Source organism: Bradyrhizobium arachidis (assembly GCF_024758505.1).
GTDB classification, from domain to species: domain Bacteria; phylum Pseudomonadota; class Alphaproteobacteria; order Rhizobiales; family Xanthobacteraceae; genus Bradyrhizobium; species Bradyrhizobium manausense_C.
This window is the reverse complement of record NZ_CP077970.1, coordinates 4,939,576-4,961,631: the sequence shown is the minus strand read 5'-3', so window position 1 is coordinate 4,961,631 and position 22,056 is coordinate 4,939,576. Positions and strand designations below refer to the sequence as shown.

17 protein-coding genes and 2 tRNA genes are annotated in these 22,056 nt (G+C 64.8%); 18 read left to right on the top strand and 1 reads right to left on the bottom strand.

Annotated features, from left to right (window positions below; genetic code table 11):
* Nucleotides 1-18: 18 nt before the first annotated feature.
* From KUF59_RS22905 to KUF59_RS22875, 7 genes are all read left to right on the top strand, one after another.
* Entirely contained in the window at nucleotides 19-3,144 is a 3,126-nt protein-coding gene (locus tag KUF59_RS22905) for an efflux RND transporter permease subunit (RefSeq protein ID WP_212461203.1), read from the top strand.
* 3 nt (nucleotides 3,145-3,147) lie between these two features.
* The gene (locus KUF59_RS22900) at nucleotides 3,148-6,249 is read left to right on the top strand and encodes an efflux RND transporter permease subunit (RefSeq protein WP_258767184.1); all 3,102 of its coding nucleotides are present in this window, start codon (nucleotides 3,148-3,150) and stop codon (nucleotides 6,247-6,249) included.
* Nucleotides 6,250-6,291: 42 nt separating this feature from the next.
* Nucleotides 6,292-7,047, top strand: coding sequence for a tRNA-uridine aminocarboxypropyltransferase (locus tag KUF59_RS22895; protein WP_212461201.1), 756 nt, complete (start codon nucleotides 6,292-6,294; stop codon nucleotides 7,045-7,047).
* A 111-nt stretch (nucleotides 7,048-7,158) separates the two neighbouring features.
* Nucleotides 7,159-7,968, top strand: coding sequence for an ABC transporter permease (locus KUF59_RS22890; RefSeq protein WP_249140632.1), 810 nt, complete (start codon nucleotides 7,159-7,161; stop codon nucleotides 7,966-7,968).
* Between the two features lie 10 nt (nucleotides 7,969-7,978).
* Nucleotides 7,979-8,746, top strand: coding sequence for an ABC transporter ATP-binding protein (locus KUF59_RS22885; RefSeq protein ID WP_212461199.1), 768 nt, complete (start codon nucleotides 7,979-7,981; stop codon nucleotides 8,744-8,746).
* A gap of 407 nt (nucleotides 8,747-9,153) precedes the next feature.
* Nucleotides 9,154-9,227 (top strand) — tRNA-Cys (locus KUF59_RS22880).
* A 256-nt stretch (nucleotides 9,228-9,483) separates the two neighbouring features.
* The gene (locus KUF59_RS22875; protein ID WP_212461198.1) at nucleotides 9,484-9,636 is read left to right on the top strand and encodes a hypothetical protein; all 153 of its coding nucleotides are present in this window, start codon (nucleotides 9,484-9,486) and stop codon (nucleotides 9,634-9,636) included.
* A gap of 60 nt (nucleotides 9,637-9,696) precedes the next feature.
* Here KUF59_RS22875 and KUF59_RS22870 read toward each other — a convergent pair whose 3' ends face one another.
* Nucleotides 9,697-9,876, bottom strand: coding sequence for a hypothetical protein (locus tag KUF59_RS22870; RefSeq protein ID WP_212461197.1), 180 nt, complete (start codon nucleotides 9,874-9,876; stop codon nucleotides 9,697-9,699).
* A gap of 256 nt (nucleotides 9,877-10,132) precedes the next feature.
* Here KUF59_RS22870 and KUF59_RS22865 point away from each other — a divergent pair, with 256 nt between their 5' ends.
* The 11 genes from KUF59_RS22865 to KUF59_RS22815 all read left to right on the top strand — a co-directional run bounded on the left by KUF59_RS22865 (nucleotide 10,133) and on the right by KUF59_RS22815 (nucleotide 22,056).
* A complete protein-coding gene (locus KUF59_RS22865; RefSeq protein ID WP_212461196.1) occupies nucleotides 10,133-10,399 on the top strand; it encodes a hypothetical protein in 267 nt (88 codons plus the stop codon).
* 313 nt (nucleotides 10,400-10,712) lie between these two features.
* A complete protein-coding gene (locus tag KUF59_RS22860; RefSeq protein WP_212461195.1) occupies nucleotides 10,713-11,876 on the top strand; it encodes a PspA/IM30 family protein in 1,164 nt (387 codons plus the stop codon).
* A gap of 10 nt (nucleotides 11,877-11,886) precedes the next feature.
* Entirely contained in the window at nucleotides 11,887-12,546 is a 660-nt protein-coding gene (locus tag KUF59_RS22855) for an OB-fold-containig protein (RefSeq protein ID WP_212461194.1), read from the top strand.
* A 17-nt stretch (nucleotides 12,547-12,563) separates the two neighbouring features.
* Nucleotides 12,564-14,261 (top strand): flotillin family protein, encoded by a 1,698-nt coding sequence (locus KUF59_RS22850; protein WP_212461193.1) that lies wholly within the window; start codon nucleotides 12,564-12,566, stop codon nucleotides 14,259-14,261.
* Nucleotides 14,262-14,483: 222 nt separating this feature from the next.
* A complete protein-coding gene (locus KUF59_RS22845) occupies nucleotides 14,484-14,852 on the top strand; it encodes a hypothetical protein (RefSeq protein ID WP_212461192.1) in 369 nt (122 codons plus the stop codon).
* A gap of 260 nt (nucleotides 14,853-15,112) precedes the next feature.
* Nucleotides 15,113-15,187: transfer RNA gene (locus KUF59_RS22840), tRNA-Asn, on the top strand.
* Nucleotides 15,188-15,350: 163 nt separating this feature from the next.
* Complete coding sequence (locus tag KUF59_RS22835) at nucleotides 15,351-15,530, top strand: hypothetical protein (protein ID WP_212461191.1); 180 nt, start codon at nucleotides 15,351-15,353, stop codon at nucleotides 15,528-15,530.
* 115 nt (nucleotides 15,531-15,645) lie between these two features.
* Nucleotides 15,646-16,311 (top strand): protein-L-isoaspartate O-methyltransferase family protein, encoded by a 666-nt coding sequence (locus KUF59_RS22830; RefSeq protein ID WP_212461190.1) that lies wholly within the window; start codon nucleotides 15,646-15,648, stop codon nucleotides 16,309-16,311.
* Nucleotides 16,312-16,512: 201 nt separating this feature from the next.
* Nucleotides 16,513-17,898 carry a TolC family outer membrane protein gene (locus KUF59_RS22825; protein WP_212461189.1) on the top strand — a complete coding sequence of 462 codons (1,386 nt, stop codon included), beginning with the start codon at nucleotides 16,513-16,515 and terminating at the stop codon, nucleotides 17,896-17,898.
* Nucleotides 17,899-18,244: 346 nt separating this feature from the next.
* The gene (locus tag KUF59_RS22820) at nucleotides 18,245-19,021 is read left to right on the top strand and encodes a PopZ family protein (RefSeq protein WP_212461188.1); all 777 of its coding nucleotides are present in this window, start codon (nucleotides 18,245-18,247) and stop codon (nucleotides 19,019-19,021) included.
* A gap of 167 nt (nucleotides 19,022-19,188) precedes the next feature.
* Nucleotides 19,189-22,056 carry a valine--tRNA ligase gene (locus tag KUF59_RS22815; RefSeq protein ID WP_212461187.1) on the top strand — a complete coding sequence of 956 codons (2,868 nt, stop codon included), beginning with the start codon at nucleotides 19,189-19,191 and terminating at the stop codon, nucleotides 22,054-22,056.

The following is a 22,056-nucleotide window of genomic DNA, read 5'->3' as shown; positions in this document are numbered from 1 at the left end:
CCAGCTGACGGCCGCCTCATGAGCGTCTCCGAACCATTCATCCGTCGGCCGATCGCGACTTCGCTGCTGGGCATTGCGCTGTTGATCGGCGGCGCGCTCGGCTACTTCGCACTGCCGGTCTCGGCGCTGCCGCAGGTCGACTTCCCGACCGTGCAGGTGACGACGCAATTGCCGGGCGCGAGCCCCGACGTGATTGCCTCGCTGATCACAGCGCCCCTGGAGCGGCAGCTCGGGCAGATCCCGTCGCTGACCTCGATGAATTCGACGAGCTCGTTCGGCGTCAGCCAGATATCGCTGCAGTTCGACCTCAACCGCGACATCGACGGCGCGACGCAGGACGTGCAGGCCGCAATCAACGCGGCCGCGGGCGTCCTGCCCCGGACGCTGCCTTACCCGCCGACCTACGCGAAGGTGAACCCCGCGGACGCGCCGGTGCTGACGCTGGCGCTGCGATCGGAGACCATCTCGCTGCGGGTCATGAGCGACATCGCCGACACGATTTTGGCGCAGCGGCTGGCGCAGCTCTCCGGCGTCGGCCGCGTCTCGGTGCTGGGTGGGCTGAAGCCAGCCGTGCGTGTCCAGGCCGATCTGGCGCGGCTTGCGGCCTATGGCATCGCCATGGAGGATCTGCGCAATGCGATCGCCGGCGCCAACGTGTCCGGCCCGAAGGGCGCGCTGCACGGCGCGCAGCAATCCTACACCATCGCCGCCAACGATCAGATCGCCGCGGCGGACGCCTACCGGCCCATCATCATTGCCTACCGCAACGGCAATCCCGTCACGATCGGCGACGTCGCCCAGATCGTCGACGGACTGGAGAACGACCGCACCGGCGGCTGGTACCAGGGCACGCCGGCGGTGATCATCGACATCCAGCGCCAACCCGGCGCCAACGTGATCGACGTCGTCAAGCAGATCCGCGAGGAGATCCCAAAGGTCCAGCGCGCCATTCCGGCCGGCGTCAACCTGACCGTGGTCTCCGACCGCACCGTCACGATCCGCGCCTCCGTGCATGACGTGCAGTTCACGCTGGTGCTCAGCGTCGTGCTGGTGACGCTGGTGGTGCTCCTGTTCCTGCGCTCGCTGCGCGCCACGCTGATCGCGGGCGTCGCGCTGCCGCTGTCGCTGATCACGAGCTTCGGCATCATGTATTTCGCCGGCTTCAGCCTCGACAATCTGTCGCTGATGGCGCTGACGATCGGCACGGGCTTCGTGGTCGACGACGCCATCGTGATGATCGAGAACATCGTTCGCCACATGGAGAACGGCGAGAATGCGATGCAGGCTTCGCTGCGCGGCGCCAGCGAGATCGGCTTCACCGTGATCTCGCTGACGGTGTCGCTGATCGCCGTCTTCATCCCGCTTCTGTTCATGTCCGGCCTGGTGGGCCGTATGTTCCGCGAGTTCGCGCTGACGCTGACGATCGCGGTCGTGACCTCGGCCGTGGTCTCGCTGACGCTGACGCCGATGATGTGCTCGCGGCTGCTCAAGCACGCGCATGAGGAATGGACCGTGCCTGGGCTGGCAGCGGTCAATCGCTTCATCGACTGGATGGTCGGTTTCTATCACCGTACGCTGCTGTGGGTGCTGGAGCACCAGCGCGCGACGCTGATTGTGACCTTTGCCACGCTCGCCGCCACGCTCGTCCTCTACGTCATCGCGCCGAAGGGCTTTTTGCCGCTTCAGGATACGGCCTCGATCACGGCCGTGACCGAAGCCGGCCCCGACGTGTCCTTTGCCGAGATGCAGAAGCGGCAGACGGAGGCCGCTGACGCCATCAAGGCCGATCCTGACGTTGTCGGTGTCGTCTCGGTGATCGGCGCGGGCTCCGTCAATCCGACCACGAATGTCGGCAAGCTCGTGATGACGCTGAAGCCGCGCGGCGAGCGCAAGGACGACGTCAGCGTGGTGGTTGATCGATTGAAGCAGCACGTCGCCGGCATTCCCGGCATGACCGTGTACTTCCAGCCGGTACAGGACGTGCAGATATCGACCCAGTCGAGCCGCTCGCTCTACCAGTACACGCTGACCGGCACGGACACGACGCTGGTCGCAGAGTGGTCGCGTAAACTGGTTGCCGAAATGCGGCGCGATCCCTTGTTCCGCGACGTCTCGTCGGAGGCGCAGGAGGGCGGACTGCGGGCGCAGATCGACGTCGACCGCACCCGCGCCGGCCAGCTCGGCGTCAGCCTGCAAGGCATCACCGACACGCTCAACGACGCCTTCGCGCAGCGGCAGATATCGACCATCTACGGGCAAGCCAACCAGTATCGCGTGGTGCTGGAAGCCTTGCCGATGTATCAGCGCGACCCGTCGATCCTGTCAAAACTCTATCTGCCGGGCGCGGCCGGCGCGCAGGTGCCGCTGTCGGCGGTCGGAACCCTGACGCGCACCACGGCGCCACTGGCGATCTCGCACCAGGCGCAATTCCCCTCGGTCTCGCTCAGCTTCAACCTCGCGCCAGGTGCTGCGCTCGGCGACGCGGTCGCGGCGCTGAAGACGATCGAGACCAATATCGGTATGCCCGGCAGCATCGTCGGCGTCTACGCCGGCGATGCCGCGGAATTCGCGAAGTCGCTGGCGGGACAGCCCTGGCTGCTGCTCGCCGCCGTGATCACCATCTATATCGTGCTCGGCGTGCTCTATGAGAGCTACATCCACCCGATCACCATCCTCTCGACGCTGCCCTCGGCCGGCGTCGGCGCCATTTTGGCGCTGGTGCTGTTCGGGCAGGATCTTTCCGTAATCGGCCTGATCGGCATCATCCTGTTGATGGGCATCGTCAAGAAGAACGCGATCATGATGATCGACTTCGCGCTCGAGGCCGAGCGCGGGCAGGGGCTGCCGGCGACCGAAGCGATCGTGCAGGCTTGTCTCTTGCGCTTCCGCCCGATCATGATGACGACGCTGGCCGCGTTGTTCGGCGCGCTGCCGCTCGCGATCGAGAGCGGCACCGGCTCGGAGATGCGCTTTCCGCTCGGCATCTCCATCATCGGTGGCCTGCTGCTCAGCCAGTTGCTGACGCTGTACACCACGCCGGTGATCTATCTCGCGCTCGACCGCATCAACCGGCGCCTGGAAACCGCGCTGCCGCCGCCGGAGCCCGACACCCCGCCGGCGGCCGGGGCGACCGAGGGGATGTGAGCGATGGTCTCGATCTCCGAGCCCTTCATCCGCAGGCCCGTTGCGACCACGCTGCTGTCGATCGGACTGTTTTTGCTGGGCATCGTGGCCTACCGCTTCCTGCCGGTCGCTTCCGTTCCGAACGTCGACTTTCCCTCGATCTTCGTCTCGGCGACGCGTCCCGGCGCGGACCCGTCCGTGATGGCGGCGACCGTCGCGGCGCCGCTTGAAAGGAGGCTCGGCGAGATCGCCGGCCTCAACCAGATCACCTCGACGAGCACGCTCGGCACGGCCGTCATCCAGCTCCAGTTCGACATCGGCCGCAACATCGACCGGGCCGCGCGCGACGTGCAGGCGGCGATCAACGCCTCGCTCTCGGACCTGCCGAGCGATCTGCCGGCGCTGCCGCGCTTCCGCAAGGCCAATACTGCCGGCGCGCCGGTCTATGTGCTGGCGTTGACCTCGAAGACCATCTCGTCCAGCGCGATCTACGATGTCGCCGATACCGTGCTGGCGCAGCGCATTTCGCAGGTGCCGGGCGTGGGCGACGTGACGGTCTCCGGCGCCGACCAGCCGGCGGTGCGCGTCGCGCTCAACCCGGTGGCGCTGGCCAATGCGGGGATTGCCACCGACGACGTGCGCACGGCCATCATCAACGCCAATCCGCTCGGCCCGGTCGGCATCTTCAATGGCGAGCGACAGAGCGAAACGCTCGGGCTGAACCGGCAGATGCGCACGGCGCAGGAGTTCAAGGACATCCTGATCAAGAGCTCGAACGGCAATTTCGTTCGGCTGTCCGATGTTGCCGACATCGAGGACTCCGTCCGCAACGCGCGCTCCTTTGCCTGGTTCAACAAGCAGCCGGCGGTGATCCTCCAGATCACCAAGCAGGGCGATGCCAACGTCATCGAGACCGTGGACCGGGTCAAGGCGCTGATCCCCGAACTGAAGCAGTGGATTCCGGCCGGCGTCGAGATTTCCACGCTGGTCGACCGCACCGGCACGATCCGCGCCAGCGTGCTGGATATGCAATGGACGCTGCTCGCGACCGCCGTGCTCGTCATGGTCGTGGTGTTCGTGTTCCTGCGCAGGATCACGCCGACGATTGCCGCCGGAATCTCGGTGCCGCTGGTGCTCGCCGGCACCTGCGCCGGCATGTGGGTCGCCGGATTCTCCATCGATAATCTGTCGCTGATGGCGCTCGCGATCTCCGTCGGCTTCGTGGTCGACGACGCCATCGTCATGATCGAGAACATGTACCGCAATCTCGAGCACGGCATGCGGCCGCTTCGGGCGGCACAGGAGGGCGCCAAGCAGATCGGTTTCACCGTCGTGTCGATCTCGCTGTCGCTGATCGCGGCTTTCACGCCGCTGATCTTCATGGACGGCATCGTCGGCCGCCTGTTGCGCGAGTTCTCGCTGACCCTGACCTTTGCGATCCTGGTCTCGACGCTGGTCTCGCTGACGGTCACGCCGATGATCTGCGCGCATTACATCAAGCAGACGACGTCCGAAACTGCCACGCTGTTCGACCGTGTGATCGAGGGATCGCTGAGGCGGATCGTCAATTTCTATACGCGTACGCTGCGCACAGCGCTGGAATTTCCGCTGCTGACCCTGATCGTATTCTTCGCCACCATCGCCCTGACGGTCACGCTCTACGTCAAGACCCCAAAAGGCTATTTCCCAACCGACGATTCCGGCTTCATCATCGGCGCGACCCGCGCCTCGGCCGACATCTCGTTCCAGTCCATGCTCGGCCTGCAGCAGCAGCTCGCCGACATCGTGATGGCTGATCCGGCGGTTGCCGGCATCGGCTCAGTGCTCGGCGGCGGCGGGCCGGGCGGAGCGACCTCCAACCGCGGCACCATGTTCATCAGCCTGAAGCCGCCGGAGGAGCGGGAATATATTTCGACCCAGCTCGTGATCGACCGCCTGCGCCGCAATCTCTATCGCGTCGCCGGAATTCGCCTTTTCATGTTCGCAGCGCAAGACGTCCGCGCCGGCGGGCGGCAGAGCGATTCCGACTACCAGTACACGCTGTCGAGCACCGATCTCGACCTCCTGCAGAAATGGGCGCCGATCGTCTCAAAGCGGATGGAGACGGTGGAGGGCATCACCGACATCTCCGCCGACCGCGATCCTGGCGGGCTGCAGCTCAATCTCACCATCGACCGCCAGGCGGCCTCACGGCTCGGCGTGCGTGTCCAGGACATCGACAACGCGCTCAACAACGCGTTCTCGCAGCGGCAGATATCGATCATCTACACCCAGCGCAATCAGTACATGATCGTGCTGGAGACCGATCCCAAATTCCAGGTCGATCCGACCAATCTCGACCGTGTCTACGTCGCAGGCGCCAACGACGTGCAGGTGCCGCTGTCGGCCGTGGTGCGCGCCCAGCGCGGGCTTGCAGCGCTCGCGGTATTCCACTCGCAATCGTTCCCCTCGACCACCGTGTCGTTCAACCTGCTGCCGGACGTGCCGCTCCAGGTCGCGACCGCCAACATCCAGCGCGCGGTCGAGGAGCTGCACATGCCCGAGGGCATCCGCGGCAGCTTTGACGGCAATGCCGGCGATTTCGCCAAGACCAGCGGCCGGCAGCCGCTTTTGATCCTCGGTGCGCTGGTCGCGATGTATATCGTGCTCGGCGTGCTCTACGAGAGTCTGGCGCATCCCCTGACGATCATCTCGACGCTGCCGTCGGCGGGGCTCGGCGCGCTGCTCGCGCTCCAGATCACCAACACGCCGCTCACGGTGATCGCCTTTGTCGGCATCATCCTCTTGATCGGCATCGTCAAGAAGAACGGCATCATGATGGTCGACTTCGCGCTCGACGCCGAGCGCCAGCGCGGCCTGTCCTCGGCAGACGCGATCTTCGAGGCGTGCCGGGCACGCTTCCGGCCGATCCTGATGACGACCATGGCGGCGCTGTTCGCCGGCATTCCGCTGGTGGTCGCGACGGGACCGGGCACGGAGCTGCGCCGTCCGCTGGGGATCACCATCATCGGCGGCCTGTTCGTCTCACAGATCCTGACGCTGTACACGACGCCGGTGATCTATCTCCTGATCGACCGGTTGCGCCGGCGCTCCGGGTCGCGGGCGGTCGAGGCCCCGGCGGAGTAATCGCGGGTTGTTGTCGCCGCGCCGCCAGCGTATAGCGGCCGGATGTCAGATACGTCAGACGCCGTGGCCGCCGCGCCGCCGGAGCCGATCCCCGAGTGCCCGCATTGCCTCAAGCCGATGCCGCTGTGCATCTGCGACAGCGTCGAGCCGCTCGAGAACCGCATTGCGCTCCTGATCCTGCAACATCCGCAGGAACAGGACAGGGCGCTCGGCACTGCGCGGCTGACGGCGCAGCATTTTGCCAACGCCACGGTTCGCGTCGGGCTGTCCTGGCCGAGCCTTGCGAAGGCGCTGGGCAAACCCGTCGCAGACCCTTCGCGCTGGGCAGTGCTCTATCTCGGCTCGGCGCGCGCGGCTGATCTGGATACCGACAGCGACATCGTCGCGCTGACCCGCAAGGGCGAGGTGGCCGACAATCAGCGCGCGATCTTGAACCGCATCGAGGGTGTGGTGCTGCTCGACGGCACCTGGAGCCAGGCCAAGGCGCTGTGGTGGCGCAATGCCTGGATGCTGAAGTGCCAGCGCGTCATCCTCAATCCCGCGCAGCCATCGCGTTACGGACGGCTGCGCCGCGAGCCGCGTCGCGACGGGCTCTCGACCATCGAGGCTGCCGCGATGATGGTTGCGAGCCTGGAAAAGCGTCCTGACATCGCCGCCACGCTTCATGCGAGTTTTGAACGGCTGTTAACACGGTACCGCGAGGTGCAGGCGAGCATGCCGGAGCTTGCGCCAATACCTGCGTCCAAGAGGGCATCCAAGGGCCGCCGCCGGCCGCAGCGGCGTCGCAAGTCCGTGTAAAGGTTCCAGAGTTTGCGCAAGCCCGGTGCGGCACTTGCCCGCCGGGGAGGGGGCAGTTACAGACCGTGCGGCACGGCCGCCTCCAAGGTCATTGCCCGGATGGACAGCCAGTTGACGAAATCTACGGACAGCCCGACCAAGGCCGCGGCCCAGGAGCTCCTCGCGCAGGGCGCGCAGTTCGATCGTTGGGGCACGCTGGCCCTGATGGACATTTCGCTGCGCTACCGTCGCACCGTGATCGGTCCGCTCTGGATCACGCTGACGCTTGCGGCCACGATCGGCAGCGTCGGCACGGTCTATGCGGCACTGTTCAAGCAGGACGTCTCGAGCTTCCTGCCGTCCTTTGCGGTCGGCCTGATCGTCTGGACGCTGATGGCGAGCACGCTGCAGGAGGGCTCCAACGTCTTCGTGCTCTCGGGCCATCTCATCAAGGCGGTGCCTGCACCGCTGATCGTCCATGTGCTGCAGATGCTGGCGCGTAACGTCATCATCTTCCTGCACCATCTGCTGCTCGTTATCGTGCTCTATCTGGTGATGCCGTGGCCACTGCACCCGACCATGGTGCTCGCGATCCCGGGATTCCTGATCCTGCTGGTCGCGCTGTTCGGCGGCGCGACGGCGCTTGGCATGCTCTGCGCACGCTACCGCGACATCGGCTCGGCGATAACAAGCGGATTGCAGTTCATCTTCTTCCTCACACCGATCATCTGGACCGCCGACGCCGTGCGCGGCACCGCGTTCCAATGGCTGATCGCGGCGAACCCGTTCACGACGCTGCTCGAGCTCGTGCGCAAACCCCTGCTGTCGCAGCCGGTCGATGTCGATCAATGGCTGCTTGGGCTCGCCTACGCCGTGGGCTCCGCACTCCTCGCGCTCGGCTGCTACGCAAAATATCGCAGCCGCGTGGCGTATTGGCTTTGAGCACGACGCGATGAGTGCATCTGCCCATATCCTGCTTCAGAAGGTCTCGGTCGAGTTTCCGATCCTGTCGTTCCGCGAGCGTTCGCTGCGCCGCCGTTTCATGCGCGCCGTGACGCCGTTCAAGGCGCGTCCGCAGGCGCCGACGCATATCGTCAGCGCGCTGAACGACGTCTCGCTCGACATTCGCGCCGGCGATCGTGTCGCGCTGGTCGGCGCCAATGGCGCCGGCAAGACCACGCTGCTGCGCGTGCTCGCCGGCATCTACCATCCGACGTCGGGCAGCGCGGACGTATCAGGCCGCTGCCTGTCGCTGTTCGATCTCGCCGCGGGGTTCGACGAGGAAGCCACCGGATACGAGAACATCATGCGGCGCGGGCTCGTGGTCGGCGCGCGCCGCGCCGAGATCGAGGCGCGCCGTGCGGAGATCGCCGATTTCACCGAGCTCGGCGACAAGCTCGACCTGCCGCTGCGCACCTATTCCAGCGGCATGCTGCTGCGTCTGATCTTTGCGGTTGCGACCGCCGTTGAAGGCGAGATCGTGCTGCTCGACGAGTGGATCGGCGTCGGCGACCAGCAGTTCCGCCGCAAGGCGCGGCAGCGTCTCGATGACATCGTCGCGCGCGCCGGCATTCTCGTGCTCGCCTCGCACGACATCGATCTGCTCAAGAACACCTGCAATCGCGCGGTTCTGTTGCAGCAGGGACGAATCGTCACGACGGGAACCGTCGATGAAATCATCGACAGATATCTCGCTGGCACCGGCGGGGCAGGGACCTGAGCGGTTCCAGTCCGGATTCGCGAGTGTCAACAAGAGGTTGCGTTGACTTATGACGCAACCGGCACAATCCTGCCGAAAAATTGCTGGATTTTCCGGGAAACATTTGCGGAACTGCTGAATTGCAGAACGTGAGCACTACAGTCAGAAGTGGTGCCACTGGGGAAGAACGCCCATGCTCGCCGCGATCGAGATCAATTTAGCGCTGTGGGGAATGATCATCTGCGCAAGCATCAAGCTTGTTGAGGTGATCGGATAACCGCTCTGCACGAGCGGCCCGCGCGAAGACAGCACCAAGCGTGCAAGGTGAGCCGCGTGCGCGCTCGCTTGAGGGCGACATCGTTGCGGAAATCGCAGACGAAGGCGGTTGCTTAAGCCCTTGATCCCCTATATTGATCCGCCCTCGTTGGGGCCACGTGGCGGAGTGGTTACGCAACGGTCTGCAAAACCGTGTACACCAGTTCAATTCTGGTCGTGGCCTCCATCGCAAGCTTCTGAATTTCCACTCCAATTTGATTTTGACGCGGCCCGCCGGGGGCCCCGCGACCGGCAGCCGATCGGCGCCGGCTGCACCCGTGAACGCCCGGATGCGGGACCTCACGGAGGCTTCACGGATTCAGCATCACGATTTGCCTGTTTGCGCCGGTTTCGTCCGGGCTTGCCGGACCCGTGGGAGTCGGATGCCTTGGCATGGAGTTCGCATCGCGAACCGATGCAATTCCCAACAGGCTGGAGAGCACGTGGGCGACATCGTCCGATTTGTTCCAAAATCCGAGCTGGAGCGGGCGCGTCTCATTCGCGAGGCACGCGCGATCTACGACAGCATATTCCCGCCCGCAGATCCCGTCAGGGAGCCGCAGAAGCCGGACGAATCGCAAGGTGTCGAAGCTTGATGTCGGGTTCGGCCGCCTGATCAAACCGGCGGCAGCATCGCTGGGTGAAAAGCGGTTGTCTCAGCAGACGGCGTACCAGCCCTCGGGGAACGGCAGAAGCGGCCAGGCTCCGTCATTGTCGTTGGCGGCCTTGAGCGTCGCATTGAACTTCCAAGAGCGGGGCACGAATTCCTCCTCCGGTACGGGCTCAACGGCGGCCCGCACGGCATCCAGCAGCAAATCGAATTCGGCTTCGCTCATCGCATCCTCCCCACTCGGGACGACGCAACTTCGCAAAACCGGCTTGTTGTCCAGTTGAGCCGATCGATCGAATTTTACGCATCCGACGATGCGGGCCCGACTGGTTAGCGATTTCATAAAATCCCCGGGGCGCAGGGTAGGCGGGCCCGGGCCGACTCCAGTGTGAAAGAGATCACATTCTCCGCGATTTATTTCTCGCAAGCTCCCCCGCGACACCGGCCCATCCAGGCACGGGCGCAACACAGGAGGCGGAGTCATGAAGGCGCGGTTCCTACGGTTTGCAGGCGTCAAGAGCCGGGCCCGTCGGGCCTCGACGGTTGGCCTCTTCCTCACGCTATTCGCCTCGGTTTCGGCCGGCGCCCAGCAAGGGACGCCCGAACAGCGCCGCGCCTGCAGCCCCGACGTCTACCGTCTCTGCGCCGGCGAAATCCCCAACGTCCGCGCCATCACCGCCTGCCTCAGGCGCAACCGGACCAGCCTCAGCGACGCCTGCCGCGCCGTGTTCGACCAGGCCGGCGGCTGAACCGGACGGCCTGTGGGCGAGTGCGCAGCAAGCTGCAGGTGACATCTCGCAAATCCGTCAGGGCAGGCCTGTGGATATGCTGCGGATAAGCTGTGGAGCGGCCCGGGGAATCCGCCGCTGAGCCGCGACGACAGCTCGCGATTTGATGAATATTGCAACCCGCGCGTGCAAGAAGTCTTGAAAGCCGGTGATCTAGAGGTGACCGGCCCATCTTGAACGCGGTCTGAGCTGCCGCGACTAATCGATAGAGTGCACAGGGATCAGCGGAACGTGATTGATCATTCCCTTCCTAAAGCACCAAAATGGTGCTTTAGTGCTTTCCATGAGCCCGTCGCCCCGAAATGCCCCGTCTGCGCTTCGCTACAGGCTCGCTCCTGACCCGGCCGTCACAGCCGCGATCGAGGCGACCTTCAGGGCCTATGACCGCATGATGGAGATCCTCGACGAGGTGGGCCGCACCCACAATGTGGGCTCCAACGTCGTGCTGCTGCACGCCCATGCCTATGACGCGATCCGAAAAGAGACCGCGCTGCCGTCCCGCCTGGTGACGCTGGGCCTGCGCGACCGCGCCGAGTACCGCGCTTCCAGCGGCAAGCGTCTGCCGCTCGACGACAAGCTCGCCAAGATCAAGGGCCCGGCCACCATATCGATCGCGACCGTAGAGGGACGCTTCAGCGTGCCCTTCGACTACGCCGGCTATGCCGAAGGCTGGGGGCAGAGCGTGCCCGCCCGCCTGATCCGCACCGACGACGGCTTTGAGATTCACTACGGCGTCACGCCGAACATTTTGCCAGAGGAGGAGAACGCCATGGATACCATCGCTGCCGCCCCCGAGAACTTCCTGTCCCGGGTCGGGCGCCTGATCGCCGGCATCGCGTATGACGCGATCGAGCAGGCGGAAGGCAAGAACAAGCTGAAGGTCGTGAGCCAGGCCATTCGCGAGATCGAGCGCGCGGAAGCGGAAGCGCGCGAAGCGCTGGGCGCCGCACGTGCCGAGGAATATCGGCTTAACGCGCGGCGCAGCGAGATCGAGCGCGAGACGGCGGACCTCAACGCCAAGATCCAGGGCGCGGTCGACGACAGCCGTGACGATCTCGCTCGCGCCGGCATCGCGCGGCAGATGGACCTCGAGGCGCAATTCGAGGTGCTGACGCGCGCGATCGACGAGAACAACGAGAAGATCGAGAATTGCGTCACCTCGCTGCGCGCGGTGATGTCCGCGTTGCAGGACGCCGAGCAGCGGCGCGCCGATCTGGAGCAAAGCGAGGCGGCGGCCAACGTCCAGTCCACAAGTTCGACCCGGAAGCAGGGCGGCAGTGCTGCGGCCGCAAAGGCCTTGCGTGCCGGGCGGGCCGTGGCACGGGCGACCGGCGTGCCTTCAGCGATTCCGTTTTCGAGCGATATCGATGAGCTCAGCGCGTTGCATCGCGACAAGGAGATTGCGGCGAGGCTCGCGCGGTTGAAGTCGCGCTCCTGAGTCAATAGTCATGAGCGCTTTGCTCGAACATGTAATGGCGCCGGAGGTCAGGCCGTTCGCGATTGCGGCGGCCATGATCGTCATCGTCGGCTCCGTCGAGGTGGTCGCGATGCTGGTGGGCGCGTCGATAAGCGAAATGCTAGGGATCGCCGTCGATTTCAGCCACCCCAGCGATAGCGGCGTGGTCAACGCCATCTCCTGGATCAATCTCGGCGGCGTGCCGCTGCTGATCTTCATCCTGCTGCTGCTCGGCGCCTTCTCGATCACGGGCTTCCTGATCCAGGATCTCGCGCGGATGGTTGCCGGGCCCTTGCCGGTGACCATCGCCTCGCTCGGGGCGCTGGCCGCCTCCATCCCGCTGGTGCGGATCTCCAGTGGCTTCATCGCCAGGATCATTCCCAAGGACGAAAGCTACGCGGTCGGGCTCGGCGATCTCGTCGGCCGCGTCGGCGAGGTCGTGATCGGCCCGCTCGATCAGGGCCCGCCGGGCCGGGTCAGCGTCGCCGACGTCCACGGCAACCGGCATTTCGTCTGGGCGGTCGCAGCCCCGTCGTCGGCTCCGCTGGCGCAGGGAACCATTGTCCTGCTGGTCGACCGCATCGGCACGCGTTTCGTCGCGGTCGCTGCCAGCGATGAACTCAAGCCGCCCAAACCTGCACTCAAGGATTGAATCAATCGGAGATCTTCATGTTCGACATCGCAGTTCCGGCCATGATCGGCGTCGCGCTGATCGTCGTTCTCGGCATCGTCTTCACTATCCTCTACAAACGCGCCACGCGGGATGAGGCCTTCGTCCGCACCGGGCTCGGCGGCAAGAAGGTCGTGCTCGACGGCGGCGCGATGATCCTGCCGATCTTCCACTCCTATGCCAGCGTCAATCTGAAGACGCTGCGGCTCACGGTCGAGCGCAAGGAGCGGGAGTCGCTCATCACCAAGGACCGGCTGCGCGTCGATATCGTCGCCGAGTTCTATGTCCGCGTTCGTCCTGACGATGAGAGCATCGCGCTGGCGAGCCAGACGCTGGGCGCGCTGACCAATGATGCCGAAGCCCTGCGCAACCAGGTCGAAGCAAAGTTCGTCGACGGCCTGCGTTCGGTGGCAGCGACCATGTCCATTTTGGAGCTGCAGGAAAAGCGCAGCGATTTCGTCAAGCACGTGCAAGCGACCGTCGAGTCCGACGTGAAATCCAACGGTCTCGAGCTTGAATCCGTGTCGCTCACAAAACTCGACCAGACCGACGTCAAATTCTTCAATCCCGAGAACTTCTTCGACGCCGAAGGTCTGACCCAGTTGAAGACGGTCACCGAGACCCGCCGCCGCGACCGCAACTCGATCGTCCGCGATAATGAGGTAGCGATCGCGCAAAAGGACCTCGAGGCGCGGCAGCAGACCCTGGCCATCGAACGCACCAAGAAGGAGGCCGAGCTCTCGCAGGAGCGCGACATCGCCAACAAGACCGCGAGCACGCGCGCGGAAGTCGCGACCGCCACGCAAACGGCGCGCCTGACCGAGGAGAACGCGCGCATCGATACCGACCGCGCGGTCGCAGAGAAGGAGGCGGGCGCCAAGCAGGTCAAGGAGACGGCGGTGATCGAATCCGATCTCGCCATCAACAAGCGCAAGACCGACGCGCAGCGCGAGATCCAGATCGCCACCCAGGAGAACGAGATCCAGATCGCCTCCAAGAGCAAGCAGACGTCGGAAGCCGTCGCCGAAGCCAAGACGGCCGAAGCGATCGCCGTCTCGGCCGAGGAAAAGGTCGTCACCGCGCGCGCCGTCGAGGTCGCAGACCGCTCCCGTCTCACCCAGGTTCTGGCCGCGCGAACCGAGGCGGAGCGGAAATCGACCGAGCTGATCGTCGCTGCCGAGGCCGAGAAGAAGGCGTCGCTCGATCGCGCCGAGGCCGTCAAGACGCTGGCGACGGCCGAAGCCGAGGCCAACAAGATCAAGGCCGTCGGCGTCAAGAACATCGGCGAGGCCGAGGCCGCCGTTATCACCATGAAGAACGAGGCGCAGAACAAGCTCGGCAGCAACGTGATCGATTTCGAGATCGCCAAGAAGCGGATCGAGACGATGCCGTCGGCGCTGGCCGAGATGGTCAAGCCGATCGCGAACCTCAAGGACGTGCGCATTCTCCACACCGGCGGTGCCTTCGGCGGCAACGGTGCGGGCGGCGGCAATGTCGGGTTCGGCGAGGGGCTTGCCGGCGAGCTCCTCAAGGTGCACGCGCTGCGTCCGATGATCGACGAGATCCTGCGTCAGAGCGGTTTTGCGCCGGGCGAGGATCCGGTGAAGGCGCTGGTCGGTGCGGTCACCGGCAAGCCGAACGGCTCGGCCGTTGCTGCGAGCGCGCCGGCGACAGCAAAAACAGACGCCGCAGAGTAGGCGTGTGAATGCCCGTTCATTGCGAGATCAATTGAGGACTCGATAAGACGAACGGTACGCCGCGCAAGCGGCGTACATGTTCGGAAACAAGTGCGGTTCGGCTGAACCTTTCAATCGCCGTCCGGACGTATCCTCAAGGCACCGCCTTCGGTTGTGCGGGAAATCCGCTCCCCCCGATGGTGATCTTGGTGCCGGATATTCATTTTTGAATGGGGCTCCCTCATGAAATATCTCTACTCTGCCTTGGTCGCAGTGGGTCTTGCGATGTTTGCTGCGCCGTCCATCGCCGCCGATGCCCGCAACGTCACGGTCGTCAACGAGACCGGCTACGCCATCAAGTTCCTGGGCTTCAATGCGCCGGACGACGGTCTGGACGAATGGGATAACGAGCTCGAAAAGGTCCTGCAGAACACGGCCTCGACCTACGTCGAGTTCGACGACGATGACGATGGCTGCGTCTGGAACATCCGTGTCGACTGGCAGGACTACAACGAATCCGTGCTCTGGAAGAACGTCAACCTCTGCAAGTTCACGGCGCTGAGGCTGCGCTACGACCACGGCACCAAGACCACCTCGTTCGTGGCGGAATAACGCGCCAAAGCGCGATGGCGTTAGGTCGAATCGTCATCGCGCTTTGGGTCCTGGTTTGAGCATGATCTCCGCGCAAACGCGTTCCGCGTTTGTCGCGAGGGAAAACCGCTGCGCACTTTTCCGGATCATGCTCTGGCGGCCGGCGGAGAGGAGGGGCTCCAGTCCCATCCTTCCGATGGCGAGGATATGACGAATTCGTCCTTTGCAAGCGCAAGAGGCTTTGTTATACGCAGCCGCGCGCGAACGTCGGTTCGCCCTTTTCCTCGGTAGCTCAGCGGTAGAGCATCCGACTGTTAATCGGATGGTCGCTGGTTCGAATCCAGCCCGGGGAGCCAGTTTTCTCAATTCTATCAATGAATTGCGATCGACTTCTGAGTCGACGGTCGAGCTGCCTCACGTGGACGTGTGGCAACTCCCCGCAGCCGCCACGCAGCAGACGCCAAATCGACTCAATTCAAATCGAGGTTCCGTCCGCCGGTCAACGCGGAGCTGATTCTGATGCTAGACGTCGCTGACGATCGTTCGAAGCTCGCCCCCTCGATCCAGCCTGCCGACATTCCTGATCTCACCGACGACGAGTGCGTCGCACGGCTCGCACGCGCCATCGAGAGACACGATTGGACCCGCCTCGACGAGGTGGCCGCGCTGATCGGACGGCTGGCGGTCGCAATCGAGTAGGCGATTAGCGGAACCCTGCGCTGACAGCCCAATCGCCATGTTGCGTTTTTGCGGGCCATGTTCCAAAGATGCCGTAACGTTTTCCGCGGCAGCGTCCGCATTCCAGGGTCCGTAAATGTCCGGTTTTTCGACCGCGCGCCAGAAAATGGTCGATGGCCAGGTGCGCACCAGCGACGTCACCGATCGCAGAATCCTCGACGCGATGCTCGCCGTGCCGCGCGAGGCCTTCGTGCCGGCGAGCCGGCAGGCGCTGGCCTATCTCGACCTCGACCTCGACGTCGCCGATAGCGGCGCCGCCAAGCGATACCTGATCAAGCCGGCCCTGACCGCCAAGCTGTTGCACGCGGCCGAGATCGGCGCGGGCGACCGCGTCCTGGTGGTTGGATGTGCGACCGGCTACGTGGCCGCGCTCGCAGCCAAGCTTGCCGCAGCGGTAACCGCGACCGAGACCGATTCGGCGCTGGCGGCAAAAGCCGGGGAGACGCTCGCAGCGCTCGGCTTGGGGAATGTGACCTGTAAAGCCGCCGCCTGCGCCGAGGGCGACCCGGCCGGTGCGCCCTATGACATCATCGTCCTCAACGGGGCCACCGAAATCACGCCGAAGGCGCTGCTGGAACAACTCGCCGAAGGCGGCCGGCTGGTTGGCGTGAGCGCCGAATCCCGGCCGCAACGGGCCATGATCGTGACCCGGTTCCATGGCGAATTCGGCCATCGGACGCTTTTCGACGCTGCGGCGCCCGTCCTGCCTGGCCTGGAACGGGCCGCCGAGTTCGTCTTTTGACGGCTTCAAGCCGTTAAAATCCCGTTCTGAATCAGAAGTGTGGCAGGGATGCTGCACGTGAAGAGTTTCCACCTCCAACAACCGGCGGGTAGTTCCGTCGCGCTTGATGGCGGCCTATGCTGCGCAGGGGCAACGACTCCAGTCGAACATGGTACCCGGCTCGCGGGCACGAGCCGGCAGAAGAATGAACGGAAATAACGGATGCATGGGGTGAAGCTCTTCACCGGAGCTGCGGTTTCGGTCCTGCTCATGACGCTGGCGGGGCCGACGCCAGCGCTGGCCGACACCATCGAGGCTGCGCTGGTACGTGCCTATCAAAACAATCCGCAGCTCAACGCGCAGCGCGCGCAGGTGCGTTCCACCGACGAGAACGTTCCGCAGGCTTTGTCGGGCTATCGCCCGAAGGTCAATCTGTCCCTCAGCACCGGGTATCAGTATCAGGATATCCAGGCGCTGCAGAGGGGCGCGATTGTCAACGGTACCCTTCAGCCCAACAGCGCCAGCCTGACCGTCAACCAGACGCTCTACAACGGCAACCAGACCGCCAACAGGACGCGTGCCGCCGAGAGCCAGGTCTCCGGCGCCCGCGAGGCGCTGCGCAGCTTGGATCAGAGCGTGCTGCTTCAGGCCGCCACGACCTACATGGACTATCTGCGCGACTCGGCGACGCTCGAAGTCCAGAAGAGCAACGTGCGCGTGCTCGAGCAGACGCTGAAGCAGACCCGCGATCGCTTCAATGTCGGCGAGGTGACTCGCACCGACGTCGCCCAGTCCGAGGCGCAGTTGGCGGCCGGCAAGACGCAAGCGTTGACCGCCGAATCGAATCTCACCACCACGCGCGCGAACTTCCGCCGCATCATCGGCAACGACCCGGTCAATCTCGCGCCGGGTTCGCCGGTCGATCGTTTCCTGCCGTCGACGCTTACCTCCGCTGTCGAGCTCGCGCTCATCGAGAACCCCAACGTCACGGCCAGCATGTACGGCATTGACGTCAACTATCTCCAGGTCAAGGTCAACGAGGGCGCATTGCTGCCGACGGTCACGGTGCAGGCTGGTGTCAGTACGTCCTATCAGCAGACCCTGAATATCTATCGAACGAATACCGCGTCTGCCATCGCGACGGCCTCCGTGCCGATCTTTCAGGGCGGTGCCGAATACGCGCTGATCCGGCAGTCCAAGGAAAACCTGGCGCAGCAGCGCCTCAACCTCGAGACGACGCGCGACCAGGCCCGTGCCACGGTCGTGCAGGCGTGGGGGCAATTGCAGGCCGGCAAGGCGCAGGTGCAGTCCGCGCAGGCGCAGGTCACAGCGTCCGAGATCGCGCTGAACGGTGTCCGTGAAGAGGCCAAGGCCGGACAGCGCACGACGCTCGACGTCCTCAACGCGCAGCAGGCGCTGGTCAATGCGCGCGTCGCCCTGGTGACCGCGCAACACGATCGCGTCGTTGCGTCCTACTCCGTATTGAGCGCCGTCGGCCGCCTGTCGCCGCAGGTGCTCGGTCTGTCGACCGTCACCTACGATGCGAGCGTGCACTACCATCAGGTCCGCGATAGCTGGGTCGGCGTGCGTACGCCCGACGGACGCTGATCGTCCACGCCAACGCTTGAACAGCCAGCCGGCTTCGCAAACACGCGAAGCCGGCTGTTTGCTTGCATTCGTCAAAGGCCCTGACATAGCCTTTCCGCGAGGAACGGGGCGATTCGCGCTGCACGTCATGTTGTTTGCGTAGGACCGCGGGGCAGGGCGCGCCGCACGCGATGAGTCGCAAATGCCTCGGCTTGGTCAGGACTCGGACTAGGACTCGGACTAGGACTTGGGGACAAGTCAGGCTGTTGCGATGAAAATGCCGGGCCGCCGGTCCGGAACCGGCCATTCCTGTCGTGCTTGGTGTTAAAACAACGCGTGCGAGGGCGTTGATGATGTGGAGTCGGAGATGACGCAGCCTGCAAAGGTCACAGAACCCTCCATGGAGGAGATTCTGGCCTCGATCCGGCGCATCATTGCCGACGATGAGGCCAAGCCGCCGGCAGCCGAAGCCGCAAAGCCGGAGAAGCCAGCCGCCGCCGCGCCGGCGCCAAGGCCTGTGGCGATGAACGACATTCCGCCGTCCAAGATCGCGCCAAAACCCGCCGCCGAAAAACCCGCGCCACCGCCGGCTGCAAAACCTGCGCCTGCACCCGCGCCGGAAGCTGCCGCGAGCAACAGCCAGGACGACATCGACGCGCTGCTCGCCGGCCTCGACGACGCGACGACGGCGCCGGAGGTGCGCGCCCCCGAGCCGGAGCCCGAACCCGAACCGGCCGAGCCCGATGTGCTCGAACTGACCGACGAGATGGCGGTCGAGACGCCGGCACCGCCACCGCCGAGCTTCCGCAAGGTCGAGCCGAAGGATGATCTCGAATTCGCGGAGGCGGCTGCGGCACCACCGCCCCGGCCTGCACCGCCGCCGCCCTCGTTTTCGCAGGTCGATTGGGATGCGCCGCCGCTGCCGCCCCAGCAGCCGATCCTGGCGCAAACGACGGTTTCGGCGGTCGAATCCGCCTTCAACACGCTCGCCCACACCGTCCTCAGCAACAACGCGCGGACGCTGGAGGATCTGGTCAAGGAAATGCTGCGGCCGATGCTGAAATCCTGGCTGGACGACAATTTGCCGGGCCTGGTCGAACGCATCGTGAAGGCGGAGATCGAGCGGGTTTCCCGCGGCCGGTAATCCCGCCGGCTCGACAGCCCTCACAAGGCCGTGCTCTTGCGTCCCGTCCGGCGGGCAGGACCTCACCGATCCCGTTTGACCCATTGACGTTTTGCCGCCGCCCCTGACCAGGTCGCCTGACCTGTGGCTGGTTGACTTGAGCCCCGCGCAAGGCTTTTTAGCTGCCCATGATCGAGAAAAACTACCAGCCCGCCGATATCGAAACCCGCATGTCCGTCGTCTGGGAGGACAGCCTTGCGTTCAAGGCCGGCCGTCCCGACCGGCGGGACGCCAGCCCCTTCACCATCGTGATCCCGCCGCCGAACGTGACGGGCTCGCTGCACATGGGCCACGCGCTCAACAACACGCTGCAGGACATCCTGTGCCGGTTCGAGCGGATGCGCGGCCGCGACGTGCTGTGGCAGCCCGGGACCGACCACGCCGGCATCGCCACCCAGATGGTGGTCGAGCGCCAGTTGATGGAGCGCCAGCAGCCTGGGCGCCGCGAGATGGGCCGCGAGAAGTTTCTGGAGCGGGTCTGGGAGTGGAAGGCCGAGAGCGGCGACACCATCATCAACCAGCTCAAGCGGCTCGGCGCCTCCTGCGACTGGTCGCGCGAGCGCTTCACCATGGACGAGGGCCTGTCGAAGGCCGTCATCAAGGTGTTCGTCGAGCTGCACCGCGACGGCCTGATCTACAAGGACAAGCGGCTGGTGAACTGGGACACCAAGCTGCTCACCGCGATCTCCGATCTCGAAGTGCAGCAGGTCGAGGTCAAGGGCAGCCTCTGGTATCTGCGCTATCCGATCGAAGGCAAGAATTTCAGCCCCGACGATCCCTCGACCTTCATCGTCGTCGCCACGACGCGGCCCGAGACCATGCTGGGCGACACCGGCGTTGCCGTGCATCCGGACGACGAGCGCTATCACAAGCTCGTCGGCAAGCATGTGATCCTGCCGCTGGTCGGCCGCAAGGTTGCGATCGTCGCCGACGAATATTCCGATCCCGAGAAGGGCTCCGGTGCGGTGAAGGTGACGCCGGCGCACGACTTCAACGATTTCGAGGTCGGCAAGCGCCACGGCCTGCGCCAGATCAGCGTGCTGGACAAGGAAGGCTGCCTCGACCTCGTCGGCAACGAGGATTACCTGCGCGACCTGCCCGAGGGCGCCTCGCAGTTCGCCGAGGAATTCCACGCCGTCGATCGCTTTGCCGCGCGAAAACGCATCGTCGAGCGCCTGGAGAGCTTTGGCTTCATCGAGCGGATCGAGCCGCACACCCATATGGTGCCGCACGGCGATCGCTCGAACAGCGTGATCGAGCCGTACCTGACCGACCAGTGGTACGTCGACGCCAAGACGCTGGCCAAGCCCGCGATCGCGGCAGTGCGCTCTGGCGAGACCGTCTTCGTCCCGAAGAATTGGGAAAAGACCTATTTCGAGTGGATGGAGAACATCCAGCCCTGGTGCATCTCGCGCCAGCTCTGGTGGGGACACCAGATCCCGGCCTGGTACGGCCCCGACGGCAAGGTGTTCGTCGCCGAGACCGAGGAGGAGGCCGTCAGCCACGCGCTCGGCTATTACGTCGAGCAGGAAGTCATCAGCGAGGAGCAGGGGCGCGAGATGGCGCTCGACCGCGACAAGCGTGAGGGCTTCATCACCCGCGACGAGGACGTGCTCGACACCTGGTTCTCCTCCGCGCTGTGGCCGTTCTCGACGCTCGGCTGGCCCGACGATACGCCGGAGGTGAAGCGCTATTATCCGACCAATGCGCTGGTCACCGGTTTCGACATCATCTTCTTCTGGGTCGCCCGGATGATGATGATGGGTCTGCACTTCATGAAGGAGATCCCGTTCTCGACCATCTACATCCACGCCCTCGTCCGCGACGAGAAGGGCGCCAAGATGTCGAAGTCGAAGGGCAACGTCATCGATCCCTTGCACCTGATCGACGAATACGGCGCCGACGCGTTGCGCTTCACGCTGGCGGCGATGGCAGCCCAGGGACGCGACATCAAGCTCGCCACCAGCCGCGTCGAAGGCTACCGCAACTTCGCGACAAAACTCTGGAACGCATGCCGTTTCGCGGAGATGAACAACTGCGCGGTGCCCGACGGTTTCGAGCCGGCGAAGGCCAAGGCGACGCTGAACCGCTGGATCGCGCACGAGACCGCGCACACCACGCGCGAGGTGACGGAGGCGATCGAAGCCTACCGCTTCAACGATGCGGCCGGCGCGATCTACCGCTTCGTCTGGAACGTTTATTGCGATTGGTATGTCGAGCTCGCAAAGCCCGTGCTGCTCGGCGAGGACGGACCGGCCAAGGCCGAGACCCGCGCCATGGTCGCCTGGGCGCGCGACGAGATCTTGAAGCTGTTGCACCCGTTCATGCCCTTCATCACCGAGGAGCTGTGGGAAGTGACTGCGAAGCGCGAGGGCCTTTTGGCTCTGGCGCCATGGCCGCTCAAGCCGGAGCTTTCTTCCGAGCAGCTCGCGATCCTGGCCGCGTCGATGCCGGCCGATACGTTCATGACACCGGTGATCCTGCCGGTCTTCGACCATGCCGACTTCACAGACCCGGCGGCCGAAGCCGAGATCGGCTGGGTGATCGACCTCGTCACCGCGATCCGGTCGGTGCGCGCCGAGATGAACATCCCGCCGGCGACGCTGACGGCGCTTGTGCTGGCCGGCGCCTCGGCCGAGACCAGGGAACGCGCGCCGCGCTGGATCGACGTCATCAAGCGCATGTCGCGGCTATCGGACATTTCCTTCGCCGACCGCGCGCCCGACGGCGCCGTGCAGCTCCTGGTGCGCGGCGAAGTGGCCGCGTTGCCGCTCAAGGGCGTGATCGACGTGGGCGCCGAACGCACGCGTCTTGACAAGGAGATCGCGAAGGCCGACGCCGACATCAAGCGCGCCGAATCCAAGCTGGCGAACGAGAAGTTCGTGGCCAATGCGGCCGAAGAGGTCGTCGAGGAGGAGCGTGAGAAGCGCGAGGCAGCGCTGGCGCGCAAGGCCAAGCTGCTGGAGGCGATGGAACGGCTGAAGCAGGCGTCCTAG